The 12531-nt window shown below is 70.4% G+C and carries 9 protein-coding genes and 1 tRNA gene; 3 read left to right on the top strand and 7 right to left on the bottom strand.

Going from position 1 to position 12531, the window contains the following annotated elements:
- Nucleotides 1–44 precede the first annotated feature (44 nt).
- From ACFVKT_RS11695 to ACFVKT_RS11715, 5 genes are read right to left on the bottom strand one after another with little or no spacing between them, the layout of a single operon-like run.
- Nucleotides 45–980 (bottom strand): ABC transporter ATP-binding protein, encoded by a 936-nt coding sequence (locus tag ACFVKT_RS11695; protein WP_385730196.1) that lies wholly within the window; start codon nucleotides 978–980, stop codon nucleotides 45–47.
- A complete protein-coding gene (locus tag ACFVKT_RS11700; protein ID WP_385730199.1) occupies nucleotides 977–1771 on the bottom strand; it encodes an ABC transporter ATP-binding protein in 795 nt (264 codons plus the stop codon). Before ACFVKT_RS11700 ends, ACFVKT_RS11695 begins: the two co-directional genes overlap by 4 nt.
- Nucleotides 1768–2634, bottom strand: coding sequence for an ABC transporter permease (locus tag ACFVKT_RS11705; protein WP_385730201.1), 867 nt, complete (start codon nucleotides 2632–2634; stop codon nucleotides 1768–1770). Before ACFVKT_RS11705 ends, ACFVKT_RS11700 begins: the two co-directional genes overlap by 4 nt.
- A gap of 44 nt (nucleotides 2635–2678) precedes the next feature.
- A complete protein-coding gene (locus ACFVKT_RS11710; RefSeq protein ID WP_385730204.1) occupies nucleotides 2679–3770 on the bottom strand; it encodes an ABC transporter permease in 1092 nt (363 codons plus the stop codon).
- Complete coding sequence (locus tag ACFVKT_RS11715) at nucleotides 3745–5331, bottom strand: ABC transporter substrate-binding protein (protein ID WP_385730206.1); 1587 nt, start codon at nucleotides 5329–5331, stop codon at nucleotides 3745–3747. Before ACFVKT_RS11715 ends, ACFVKT_RS11710 begins: the two co-directional genes overlap by 26 nt.
- 161 nt (nucleotides 5332–5492) lie before the next feature.
- On the opposite strand from ACFVKT_RS11715, the gene ACFVKT_RS11720 reads away from it, so the two are divergent.
- The 3 genes from ACFVKT_RS11720 (at nucleotide 5493) to ACFVKT_RS11730 (ending at nucleotide 8824) form a co-directional block, all read left to right on the top strand.
- The gene (locus ACFVKT_RS11720) at nucleotides 5493–6140 is read left to right on the top strand and encodes an Lrp/AsnC family transcriptional regulator (protein WP_385730208.1); all 648 of its coding nucleotides are present in this window, start codon (nucleotides 5493–5495) and stop codon (nucleotides 6138–6140) included.
- Nucleotides 6141–6274: 134 nt separating this feature from the next.
- Nucleotides 6275–6387 (top strand) — tRNA-OTHER (locus ACFVKT_RS11725).
- Nucleotides 6388–6658: 271 nt separating this feature from the next.
- A complete protein-coding gene (locus ACFVKT_RS11730) occupies nucleotides 6659–8824 on the top strand; it encodes a serine/threonine-protein kinase (RefSeq protein ID WP_385730210.1) in 2166 nt (721 codons plus the stop codon).
- 365 nt (nucleotides 8825–9189) lie between these two features.
- Here ACFVKT_RS11730 and ACFVKT_RS11735 read toward each other — a convergent pair whose 3' ends face one another.
- Nucleotides 9190–11703 carry a hypothetical protein gene (locus ACFVKT_RS11735; RefSeq protein ID WP_385730212.1) on the bottom strand — a complete coding sequence of 838 codons (2514 nt, stop codon included), beginning with the start codon at nucleotides 11701–11703 and terminating at the stop codon, nucleotides 9190–9192.
- Between the two features lie 377 nt (nucleotides 11704–12080).
- Nucleotides 12081–12503, bottom strand: a complete 423-nt coding sequence (locus ACFVKT_RS11740; RefSeq protein ID WP_385730214.1) for a hypothetical protein — start codon at nucleotides 12501–12503, stop codon at nucleotides 12081–12083.
- Nucleotides 12504–12531 lie beyond the last annotated feature (28 nt).

Genomic DNA, 12531 nt, shown 5'->3' on the forward strand with positions numbered 1-12531 from the left:
CGCGGGTCCGGTACCCCGCTCCGGGGCGGACCGTCCGGCCCAGGTCAGGCCGCGTACAAACGGCACGCGACGCCCCCGGCGCTCAGCTGCGGTTCCTCGCGGTCGCAGCCGTCGAAGACCCGTGGGCAGCGGGGGTGGAAGCGGCAGCCGCTCGGCGGATCGGCGGGGTCGGGTACGTCGCCGGGGAGTTCGGCGGGCAGCACTCCCGCCCCGTCCGGCTTCGGTACGGCGGCCAGCAGCGCCCGGGTGTAGGGGTGCCGTGGGTCGGCCCAGACCTCGGCGGTGGGGCCGGTCTCCACGATCCGCCCGAGGTACATCACGGCGATCCGGTCGGCGATCAGCCGTACGACGGACAGATCGTGGCTGATGAACAGCAGCCCGGCGCCCGACTCGACCGCCAACGACCGCATCAGCGTGGCCACTTGGAGCTGGGCGGAGGCGTCGAGGGCGGAGATCGGTTCGTCTCCGACGAGCAGCCGGGGGCGGGCGGCGAGCGCACGGGCGATGGCGATGCGCTGCCGCTGACCACCGGAGAACTCCTGCGGGTAGCCCTGTGCGGCGCTCGCCGGCAGCCCGACCCGGATCAGCAGATCCTCCGGGGTGGCGTCCGAGGGTGCCTCACCACGTCCCGCCGCGGCACGGATGCCGTCCGTGATCTGCGCGCCTACCCGGCGGCGCGGGTTGAGGGAGCCGTACGGATCCTGGAAGACCATCTGGACGCCGGTGAGGGCCGGGTCGCGGCGGCGCACCCGCAGCGGGCGCACCCGTGTGCCGTCGTAGGTGATCCGGCCTTCCGCCGGTGCGGTGAGGCCGCAGACCGCGCGGGCCAGGGTGGACTTGCCGCAGCCCGACTCGCCGACCAGCCCGACGACTTCACCGGCCCGCACCTGGAGGCTGACCCCGGCGACGGCGCGGGTGGGCGGCCCGCCCGGCCGGTGGTACTGAACGACGAGGTCGTCGACCGAGAGGAGGGGGGTCATACGGTGCTCCTTCCGGGGAGCGCGTCCAGGAGCGTACGGGTGTACTCGTGCTGTGGCTCGGTGAGCACCCGGCCGCGCGGGCCGGTCTCGACGACGAGGCCGTGGTGCATCACGCTCACCTCGTCGGCGATCGCGGACATCACGCCCAGGTCGTGGGTGACAAGCAGGACGGCGAGGCCCAGGTCGTCGCAGAGGCCGCGCAGCAGCCGCAGCACACCGGCCTGCACGGTCACGTCGAGGGCGGTGGTCGGCTCGTCGGCGATCAGTACCTTCGGTTCGCAGGCCAGCGCGATGGCGATCGCGATGCGCTGGCGCATCCCGCCGGAGAACTGGTGCGGGTAACGCCCCAGCGCCTCGCGGGGGTTGGGGATACGGACCTGCGCGAGCAGCTCGGCGGCCTTCTCCTTCGCGGCCTTGCGGTCCAGCTTGAGGTGGTGGCGCAGGTGGTCGGTGAGCTGGTGTCCGATGCTGAGCATGGGGTGCAGGCTGGTGGACGGGTCCTGGAACACCATGCTCATCACCCGGCCGCGCAACGCCCCGATCCGCTTGGGAGGCAGGGTCAGCAGGTCGGTGCCCTCGAACTCGATCCGCCCGCCGGTACGGGCGCCGGGCGGCAGCAGGCCGAGGGTCGCGAGACCGGTCATGGTCTTGCCCGATCCGCTCTCCCCGGCGAGCCCATGGATACGGCCGGGCTGGAGGGCGAGGTCGACGCCGCCGAGGATGCGACGGCCGCCCAGATCGAGGGTGAGGCCGCTGATCTCCAGCACGTTGCCGGCACTCACTGGAGTCATGCCACACGCTCCTTCTCCGCGCCGATCGTGCGGGCGGTGCCGGGATCGAGGGCGTCCCGGAGTGTGTCGCCGAGGAAGTTGAAGGCGAGGACGACGGTGAGGATGGCCAGGCCCGGGAAGACCCCGATCCACCACTTGTCGAACTGCTGGGTGCCGTCCGCCACCATCGCGCCCCACTCGGCGGTCGGCGGTTTGGCGCCGAGACCGAGGAAGGACAGCCCGGACAGCAGCAGCGTCGCGGTGCCGATGTCGAGGGTGGCAAGGACCAGCAGCGGTCCGAGGACGTTGGGCAGGATGTCCACGCGCATGGACCGCCACGCGGAGGAGCCCAACAGCCGTCCGCTGAGCACGAATTCGCGGTTCCGCATCCCCATGACCAGACCCCGGGTGACCCGGGCGTACGACGGCCAGGACACGACCAGGACGGCCAGCACCGCGTTCTGCAGGCTGGCGCCGAGCGCAGCGGCGACCACCATCGCCAGGATGACGGTGGGGAAGGCGAACACCAGGTCCGCGATCCGCATCACGGTCTCGTCCACCCACCGCCCGAAGAACCCGGCGCAAGCCCCGAGTACTCCGCCGACCAGCAGCGACATGGTCACAAGGAGCAGGGCGAGCGGGATGGAGACCCTGGCGCCGTACAGCACGCGGCTCAGCACGTCCCGGCCCAGCTCGTCCGTGCCGAACCAGTGCCCGGGGCCGGGAGCGGCCAGCCTGGGCAGGTCCTGCGCGAGGGGATCGTGCGGGGCGAGCAGCGGGGCGGCGACCACGATCACCAGCCAGAACACCGCGACCACGCCGCCGGTGACGGCCAGCGGGCGGCGCCAGGCGAGCGGCAGCCGTCTTAGCAGACTGCGTTTCACCGCACCCTCGGGACTGAGTTTCACCGCACTCTCAGGACTGCGTTTCACTGCACCCTCACCCTCGGGTCGATCACGCCGTACAGCACGTCCACGGCGAGGTTGACGGTCAGGTACACGATGCCGACGACGAGTCCGACGCCCATCACGGCGGGCAGGTCGAGGGTGGTCGCGCTGCGGTAGGCGTACGCGCCCAGGCCTGGCCAGGCGAAGATCGACTCCACCAGGACGGTGCCCGAAAGCAGCGCCCCGAAGGCCAGTCCGGCGACCGTGATGACGGGTACGAGGGCCGCGCGGAGCACGTACTGGAAGAGGACCGTGCGGCCGGGCAGGCCTTTGGCGCGGGCCGCCCTGACGTAGTCCTGGTTCAGCACCTCCAGGACGGCGGAGCGGGTGAAGCGGGTGAGCAGGCCGACGGTGTACGCGGTCAGCACCAGTGCGGGCAGCGCGAGATGGCCCACCGCGCTCCAGAACACCGGCCACTGGCCGGCGAGTACGGCGTCGACCGTGTAAAGGCCCGTGACGTGCGGTGGGGCGGTCATGCCGGGGTCGAGGCGACCGCTGCCGGGCGCCCAGCCGAGTCGGTAGAAGAAGAGGTAGAAAGCGAGCAGTGCCAGCCAGAAGGTCGGCACCGAAACTCCCAACAGGCTGACCACACGCAGGAGTTGGTCGGTGAAGCGGTCCCGGCGCAGCGCCGCGATGACACCGAACGCCACGCCCACGACCAGCGAGACCACGATCGCGGCCCCGGCGAGTTCCAGGGTGGCGGGGACGGCCGTGGACAGGTCGGTGAGGACCGCCTGATGGCTCTGCTGGGACTCGCCGAGGTCGCCCTGGAGGAGATTGCCGAGGTAGGTGACGTACTGGACGGGCAGTGGCTTGTCGAGGCCGTTCTGGTGCCGCCACTGGGCGACGATCGCCGGATCGCCGATCGCGCGCTGGCCCAGGTTGGCCGCCGCCGGATCGCCCGGGACCAGGTTGGTGAGGACGAACGTCACCAGGGTCACGCCGAGGGCGAGCAGGACGGCGGTGGCGGTGCGGCGGAGCAGGAACCGGGCAAGGGGGTGGCGGGCGAGGGGGCGGGAGGTGGCAAAACGGCCGCCCCCCGTACCCTTATTTGGCGCCCAGCGCCGCGACATCGATCGTCCATACGGGGTTGTAGGCGACGCCGGTGACGGACGCGGCGGAGACGGTGTTCCGGCTCGGCTGCATCAGCGGGATGAAGGGGCCGTCGGCGTTCAGCTGGGTCTGGATCTGCTGGTACAGCGTCTTGCGGGCGTCGTCGCCGATCGTGGTGGCCGCCTTGTCGCCGAGCGCGGTGAGGGAGGGGTCGGCGCCGGCCGTCCAGCCCGCCCGCAGGCCGACCAGGTTGCCGGGCAGGAAGGCCAGGTAGTCGCTGGGGTCCGGGTAGTCCGGGCCCCAGTACCAGAGGCCCAACTGCTCTTTGCCGTTACGGTAGTTGTCCAGTTCCGTGGTGGTCGGCGCGGGGGCGAGCGTGACGGTGATGCCGACCTCCTTCAGCTGTGCCTGGACTCGTTCGGCGAGGGTCTGGAGGGACAGTCCGTCGACGGTCAGGTCGCTGGCGTAGCCGAGCGTCACGGACGGCTTGCTGATCCCGCTCGCCTTCAGGGCCGCCTTCGCTCCGGCCAGGTCGCGGCCGGCGGCCCCCGAGGCGGGCAGCGCGCCGAGGAAGGTCGACGGGATGATCCCGGCGGGCTGGACGGAGCCGGTACCGGCGAGCGACAGAAGGCTTTTGTAGTCGATGCCCTTGCGCACCGCCTCCGCGAAGTCGGCGTTGGCCGTCGTACTGCTGACCTTGGTGTTCTGGTTGAGCAGCAGGAAGATCACGTCCGAGGACGCGCCGCTGTCCACCTTGAGCCCGCCACTGAGCCCGCTGACCTGGTCGGAGGTGAGGTCGAGGGCGATCTGGCTGTCGCCGCGCTGCACGTTCAGCTTCTGGGTGGGCGCCTGGACGTTGCGGAGGACGATCTTGTCGTACGTGGGCTTGTCGGAGCCGGTGTACTTGGGGTTCTTCGTCAGGACGACCTGGGTGTTGGTGTTGAACGAGGTGAGCGTGTACGGGCCCGAGCCGGCCGACGTGGTGTTGAGGTACTTCTCCGCGCCGTCCGCCGAGGTCGCCGAGCCGCCGTGGGCCTGGACCGTCTTCGCGCTGAGGATGCCGAGCGCGGGGTTGGGGAGGATGAAGGGCAGCGCCGGGTTCGCCTTCTTGGACACCAGGGTGACGGTGGAGGCGTCCGTCTTGGTGACCGTGACACCGTCGAGCAGGAACGACGGGTTGCCCTTGAGCGCGATCACCCGCTTCAGCGAGAACACCACGTCGTCGGCGGTGACCACGCTGCCGTCCGCGAACTTCGCGCCCGTACGCAGGTGCAGGGTGAGCGTCCTGCCGTCCTTGGACTGCTCGTACGAGGACGCGAGACCCGGCACCGGCTTGGTGACGTCACCGCCTTTGAAGGTCAGCAGCGTCTCGTAGAGCGCCTTGTCCACGATCTGCCCGGTCGGCTCGAACTCGCGGCCCGGGTCGGCGGTCTTCAGGTTGAACGAGGTGTCGACGACCAGGGTCTTGCCACCCGCGGAGCCGGAGGTGCTCGTACCGCCGGAGCAGGCGCTCAGGGCGAGCGCCGCGACGGCGACGAGAGAGAGTGCCGCCGGGTACGACCCGGCAGTGAATCTGGGCATGCGTGCCTCCGTGGGCAGGGCGGAGCGGAAGAAGGCCGGGCGGGTACGGACGGCCGCCGGGAGGGGACCTGGACGATTCGCCGTTAGGGTTGGCTGAAACTAACCAGGACTCTCGGCCGATGGGACCAGCGCGAGACGAAATGCAACGGAGAGGCGCGAGCATGGAAGATCTGTCGACCCCGGAGACCCCGGGTGAACGCCGCTCTGGACGGATCGGCATCGGTCTTGCCCTGGATTCGGTGCATTTCAAGATCCTTGACGTCCTCCGCTCACAGGGCCGCATCTCCGTCGCGGCCCTCGCGGATCGCGTCGGTGTCTCCCGCGCGAACGCCTACACCCGCCTCGAAGCCCTCCGCGCCGACGGCGTGATCAACGGCTTCAGCGCCCGCGTCGACCACGGCCGGGTCGGTCTTGAGATCTGCGCCCTGATCTTCGTCACGGTCCGCCAGGAGCTGTGGAAGCAGTTCCGCACCGCTCTCGCCCAGATGCCGGAGGTGGAGTACTGCGCCGTCACCACCGGCCAGCACGACGCCATGATCCAGATCCGGGTGGCCGACGTCTCCGCCGTCCACCGCCTGGTCACCGACCGGCTGTCCACCATTCCCGCGGTCCGCGCCACCGAGACCGTGATCATCCTCGACGAGGTGCTCCGCCGCCCCTACGTCCTGCCCTCCGCACCCCGCTCCACCGAGTCCACGGCCGGCGCCCTCCGGGACGCCCCCGGAACGAGCCAGTTCGGCATGACGCGCTTCATCCGGGCCGCCGAGGGACGGGCCGACCTCCAACGCACGTCCGAGCCGGAGGACTGACAGCGAACGCGGTCACCATCCGTGTGTGCACTCGCGATGACGCCCCGGGCCGGCCACCGGAGTGAGCCGAACCCAGGTCACCGGCCGCCGTGCACGGGCACCAACCTGTCGGTTTACCGCGGGTGCCCCCAGTTGCGGGTGCAGCCGCTCACCTCACAGCACGGCGCTGATCTGTGACTTCACATCGGCACTCCCGCATTTCACGGCATCGTGCCCACGACGAGTTCGATTCTCGTCACCCGCTCCATGTGAAACCCCCAGGTCATCGACCCGGGGGTCCTTTGTTGTCCGGGCCGATGGGCGGCGCCCGCGTCACCGGAGGCGAGGTGTTCCCCGAGGTCCACGCCTTGGCCCTGCCCGGTACCCGATGGTGAGCCACCGGACAGTCACGCACACAAGCGTCACCGCACCTGGCCCGCCTCATTCTCCGCCCGGGCCGTCCGGGCATCCCCGGCACAACTATCCTCTGAGCGGCGGCAAGTGGAGCCCCTACCAGGCGCTGGGAAGGATGATCGGCGATGACGCCCCTGAGCACCGGGGACCCGGAGTCCATAGGTGGGTACACCCTTCTCGATCGGCTCGGGGAGGGCGGCATGGGAGTCGTCTATCTGGGAGTCTCCGCCTCGGGACGGCAGGTTGCGGTCAAGCTCGTCCACGGGCGGTACGCCCAGGAGGAGGAGTTCCGAGCGCGCTTCCGGCAGGAGATCGTGGCAGCGCGCCGAGTGAGCGGCGCCTTCACCGCGCCTGTCGTGGACGCCGACCCTGACGCCGACCGCCCGTGGATGGCCACGCTCTACGTGCCGGGGCTCAATCTTGCCGAAGTCGTGAAGAAGGACGGCCCGCTGAGCCCACGGGACCTGCGCGCGCTGGGGCTGGGGCTCACCGAGGCACTGCGTGACATCCACCGGGCAGGCCTGGTGCACCGGGACCTCAAACCGGCCAACGTCCTGATGACCGAGGACGGGCCGCGCGTCATCGACTTCGGCATATCGCGCGCTGCCGACAACCAGAGACTCACCGTGACCGGGCGGTTGATCGGCACTCCGCCCTTCATGTCGCCGGAACAGCTCTCCTCTCCCCGGGACGTCACCCCGGCCTCGGACGTGTTCTCGCTGGGGTCACTGCTGGTGTTCGCGGCCGTCGGCACAGGACCGTTCGACGGCGACAGCCCGTACCTGACCGGCTATCAGGTCATGTACGAGGCCCCGGACCTCGACGGCGTACCCAAAGCGCTGCTGCGCATTGTGGAGCGCTGCCTCGACAAGGACCCGGCCGCACGGCCGGAACTGGCGGATCTGCATCGCATGCTCCAGGAGCTGCCGGATTCCGACTCCCCCGGGCCCCGGAAGGCCAGGGAGTCCGCGAAGCCCCGGCCCCGCCCCACTCCTCAGGGTGCGGCCACCACCTTTGCGAGCGTCGCGACCGGCACCGGCAAGGGACGCCGGGCCCGGATGGTGCTCGCCGGCCTCGGCACGGCGCTGGCCGTCACGGGGCTGAGTGTCGGGGCGGGCGTCTTCCTGTCTGGCCGGGACACGACCACCGCCTCCGACGCCACTGACACCACCACCGCCACCTCCACGACCTCGGCCCGTGCCGCGTCGCTGCCCAACGGCTGGCAGCCGTGGCGCACGGCCTTGCGGTACGACGTGACGGGTATCCCTCTCGACTACCAGACCCCCGGGTGCGTGGCGGAGGGAGACGCCCTGTTCTGTGGCGGTACGGGCGTCACGGTCGCCAGGATCGACCCGGCCTCCGGCCGCACGGTGTGGCGGAGCGGTACCCGCCCTCAGGGGACGGAACCGATCGGCGTCCGCGACGGGCTGGTCTACGTGTACGAGGATCCGGACGATTCGACCAGGCGCGTGGTGGCCCTCGACGCCGGTACCGGGCACCGGGAGTGGCAACGCGACATCAGCAAGTCCGAGGGCCCGGTCCTTTACGACGGCGGACTGCTGACCCTTTCCCCCGACCACTCGTCGTTCGTCGCCTACGGGCCGTCCGGGCAGGAACTGTGGCGGGCGCCCTCGCTGGACGAGTACTGCACTCCGTCGGCGCTGGGAGGCGTCCCTTATGCCCTGTGCTCAGCCGGCACCGAGGCCGGCCAGGCCCCGGTCGAGCTGATGAAGCCCGAAGCCGACAGCCTGACCGAAACCGCCGTACTGCCCCAGAAGGCGGAAGCACTCGGCGCCGTCGGCGGGCAACCCGTGTTCCTCGCCCCCCAGACCGCGAAGGACGTGTACGAGGCCGGATACGAGCGGCCGTACAACGCGCTGCTGCGAGTGGTCCCGGAAACCGGGCAGGTCAGACGAATACCGCTGGCCCGTCCGCTGACCGGCGCGGCCACCCTGGTGGACGGCGTCGTCTACTTCGTCCGGTCCAACGGGTCGGTCACCGCGGTGTCGGCGGACAGCGGCAAGCAACTCTGGCAGAAGGCGACGGACATGGAGAGTCTGTCCGCGCCCGCGGTGTCAGGAACGTACAAGCGGGTCTATTTCTCCAACCGCTTCGGCCGCCTGCTCGCACTGGACAGCCGCACCGGAGCGGAGGTCTGGCGCACCTCCGCACTGGACGACCCCGGGGACAAGGCGCAGAACACCCCGCCGCGCGTGCTGCTCGTCAAGGACGCGATCGTGGCGATGGCCGGCGACACGGCCTTCTCCCTGAGTCCGGACGGGCCCACCTGACCGGCTAGCAGGCGATTGGCCGATTGCGGCGGAGCACCGACCGGTGGGTCACGGCTGAACCCGGAGCTGCGGCCGGCGGTTGGTGGTGGGCTCGACGGCCGAGGTGCCTGTGCCGGGGCAGGCGCGCGTCCGGGTGACCGCGCCCGAAGGGTGCTCAGGCAAGTGATCCTGAGCCCAGGTCCGTGCGCCGCAACGGTTCCCCCGGAGGGGACATTCGAGCCAGGCGCACAACCCCCGCGGCTACGCGCTCCACTCGTCGCCTTCCAAGCCATGCCCACAACGTGCCCATAGGGGGCGGTGGGCGTCACGCACCTGGGTGAGGGCTGTCGTCGGGTCCCGGCCCGTAGCGCCGGGACCCGACCAGGTCAGCGGACGTCGACGTAGTCGCCCGAGCTGGTGACAGGTGCGGTGGTGGACGAACCGGCGAAGGTGTACCGCCAGTAGCCGTCCGCCGATGCCTTGACCGTGGTCTTCAGGCTTCCGGAGCTGCTGGTGGTGACCGTCTTCACCGTCTTGTAGGTGGACGTCCCCTTCTTCCGGAACTGCAGGTTCACCTTCTGGCCGGCATAGCCGTGGTAGCCACCGAGCGTCTCCCAGTCCGCGCGGGACAACTTGCCGGTGATGGTGAGGGTCTTGCCCTTGGCCACCGGCTCGGGAGCCGCGTTGGCCGTCAAGGTCGCATCACGCACGACGGGCACCGGCTTGGCGGCGTGCAGGTCGACATGACCCGTGCCGTCCGCGGACTCGGCCCAAGCGGCCAACTTCCAGGTGCCGGCGAGGGAGTTGCGCCCGAGCGCCCAGCGCGGCTGGATGTAGGCGAACTGCGCCTCGCAAGTGGAGGTGGTCGCGCTGACCTTGGTGCAGCCCGCCGGCCCGGTGCCGTAGAGAACGGCGTCGGGGGCGTCGTACGAACCCTTGTAGAGGTACATGTCTCCGCCCGCGATCCCGGACGGGTCGGTGGCGGTGAACTTCGCCTTGAATTCCTGCAGCGGCTCGTCGGTGAGCTCAACCCGCTTGCCCCCGTTGACCACGGCGTTCGAGATACGGGTCGCCCCGACCGTCTCGTCGCCCTGCGTCGCCGGGCCCGCGAACGCCCGCGCGATGGTGCGGCGGAGGCTGCCGCCCTGATCGTCGGCGGCGGTGACGCGCAGCGAGACGAAGGAGGCGGTGGCGGGAACGTCGAGCGTCGCCGAGCCGTCCGATGCGACTGCCAGGTCCCTCCAGGTGGCGTCGTCGTCCGTGGAGTAGGCGAGCCCGGTGATCCTGGTGTTGGCCTGGGCCGAGTCCGTACCGCGGGTGGTCGCGCTCATCTGGACCTGGACCGGACCGGCGGCCGCGCGGCCGTATCCATCGAGGCCCGGAACGCTCAACCGGGTGTCGATCAGCGCGAGTTCCCCGCCCTCGGCATAAGACGAGCGGAAGGTCCACTCGTTGTGTACGTCCGTGGACAGCCTCGAGTACGGGACACGGCGGTGGACGCTCTGGTCGAGGATGTACGTCTGCTGCAGCGACGGCAGGCTGGACGAGTTCAGCGTGTCGTATGCGTTGAGGCCGTCGGCCTGGGCGTAGGTGACGCCGTCGGAGGAGGTGAGCTTGTACGAGTACGTCGCGCGCCCGTCGGTTCCCGTGTGGCCGGCCGGATCACCGAAGGCGTTCGGCTCGTACAGCCAGATCTTCCCGAAGTTCCGCTGCGAACCGCCCCACTCCCGGCGGAGTGGCTGAAGCGGGGCCGCCCCCAGGGTCTCGCCCGCGTTGGTCCCGGTGGCCGACGTGCGGTCCGGGAGGTTCAGGCTCAGCTCGCCGGTGCCGTAGGACAGCAGTCGGCTGTAGGTGACGCCCGGGGTGGCGTACTCGGTGACCGAGCCGGCGACGGGCACCGCGCCGCCGATGTAGACGCCCGTCCACTCGCCGAAGGACGGGACGCTCTGCAGGAAGGCCGTCGTCCGGGTGCCCGGGGCGCCCACCTTCGTGACGGTCTTCCCCAGGTTCGAGGCGCGGACCGTCGCGATGGGCGAGGAGGGCACGGTCGTGGTGAAGCTGTGGGTGAGGTCGTAGCGGTAGGGGCTCGGCACACTCGCCGATGCGCCCTTCTTGCCGAGCACTTCGTGCAGGCGCAACGAGACGCCGCTCACCGAGAACGGGGTGACGTACACCTTGTCGGCCCCCGATCCGGCGAAGCCGGCCAGGTCGCCGCCCGGGACGCTGATCCACACGGCGGCCGCGTCCCGGGTGGCGGTGGTGTCGTCGGTGCGGATCGCGGTCTCCTTGGCCGCGCGCTGGTCGAAGGTGACCGTCTTGGCAGCCGAAGCGACCGAGAAGGTGCGGGTGAGCAGGTAGCTCGGCTCCAGCCAGTCGCTGTGCAGCGCGACCGAGAAGTAGTCACCCGGCGGCAGTTTCACGGTCGACGAGGCGCCGGCGGTGTCGCTGTTGACGGCGTACGACGTCCAGGTCTTGCGGTCCCAGACGTAGAACAGCTTGGACCGGACGTCGGCGTTCGTGATGCTCAGCTTGACCGAATAGGTCGCCGCGGCGGCATACGTCGTCGTGGGAGCGCTCTGCGCTCCTCCGGTTCGCGTGGTCAGCGGAAGTCTCGCGGTCGTGCCGTCGGCCGCTGACTTCCCTGTCGGCCGCACGGACACCGTGCCGTCCACCGAGGCGACGGAGTAGCGCGGTGCGGGAGCGGCGCCTTCCGGATCCGCTGTCACCCGGATGTCACGCCCGTCGACGAGCTCGACGCGCCCGTCGTCTCCCAGCTCGACGCTCCGCCCGGTGCGCGGTGCCGCGTCGTCCGTCGACGACACCGTCCCTACCGTCGCCGGACTGCTGTCCGACGCCGCCGCCGCGGGCACGGGCGCGAGCAGCAGCGAGGCAGTCGACACTGCTCCGCACAGTCCCGCCGCGGCACGTCTTCGAACCCACCCCAAACGAAAAACGGACATCAATGGCCCCCCTGGCTGTTTCCCCTGAGAACCGCCCCCGGCACATCCGCCACAGGCGGCGATCAGTTCACTCTAAGGGTCGGCAGTGACTCACCCGCCTCCGGGCGGCGGCCGACGAGGGCGCCTTCTCACGTACGGGCGGCGCGGGACCCGACCGCGGCTGCGACTCCCGGTGCGGGCAAGGGAGCCGGCGGACTCGTCCTCGGCGGCGAGAAGGGCGCGGCCTTCCGCCGCAGCACTTTCGGTCGGAAGTGGTGCAGTCGGGCGAGTGCGCTGGTGTCAGGTCGTATGTGTGCCTGCCGGCCTTCCGCCCCGGCTCACGGTGGTCCCTTCGTGCTTCCGCCAGTGGTGAGAACGCCATGGCGACATCCGCGCCCAACAGCATGGCCGGAAAGGTCGCCCACTCCGTCATAACCGACGACCGCGGCGATGTGCCCTTTCCTCCTTTCCGCGCGGAGCACTGCGCGGGCCGCCCCGAGGATCTCCTCATCCATCTCCAGCCCGGAGGCCAGGATCTGGAGCAGCCGCGTCCGCCACACATCGGGGTCGGTCTCGTATGCGTACAGGACCCGTACGCCATACGCACCCCGCACGCCGTCGCCGCCACCACCGGACAACCGTCGGCGGATCGCCTCCCTCAGCTCGGCGTGGAGGTCGTGGACGACTCCTCGTGGGGTGTCGGTGAGTCCGGCCGCCGCTCCCATGGCCAACGCGGTGGCCACCAAATCCACTTCGGTCACGGGTCCCCCTTCGGTTGTGCGGGTTGTG

Source organism: Streptomyces sp. NPDC127595 (genome assembly GCF_042671685.1).
GTDB lineage: Bacteria > Actinomycetota > Actinomycetes > Streptomycetales > Streptomycetaceae > Streptomyces.

Bases quoted from the DNA above. Each gene is read 5' to 3' on its own strand.
- ACFVKT_RS11695 (WP_385730196.1), bottom strand. From the start codon at position 980: ATGACCCCCCTCCTCTCGGTCGACGACCTCGTCGTTCAGTACCACCGG.
- ACFVKT_RS11700 (WP_385730199.1), bottom strand. From the start codon at position 1,771: ATGACTCCAGTGAGTGCCGGCAACGTGCTGGAGATCAGCGGCCTCACC.
- ACFVKT_RS11710 (WP_385730204.1), bottom strand. From the start codon at position 3,770: ATGTCGCGGCGCTGGGCGCCAAATAAGGGTACGGGGGGCGGCCGTTTT.
- ACFVKT_RS11715 (WP_385730206.1), bottom strand. From the start codon at position 5,331: ATGCCCAGATTCACTGCCGGGTCGTACCCGGCGGCACTCTCTCTCGTC.
- ACFVKT_RS11720 (WP_385730208.1), top strand. From the start codon at position 5,493: ATGGAAGATCTGTCGACCCCGGAGACCCCGGGTGAACGCCGCTCTGGA.
- ACFVKT_RS11730 (WP_385730210.1), top strand. From the start codon at position 6,659: ATGACGCCCCTGAGCACCGGGGACCCGGAGTCCATAGGTGGGTACACC.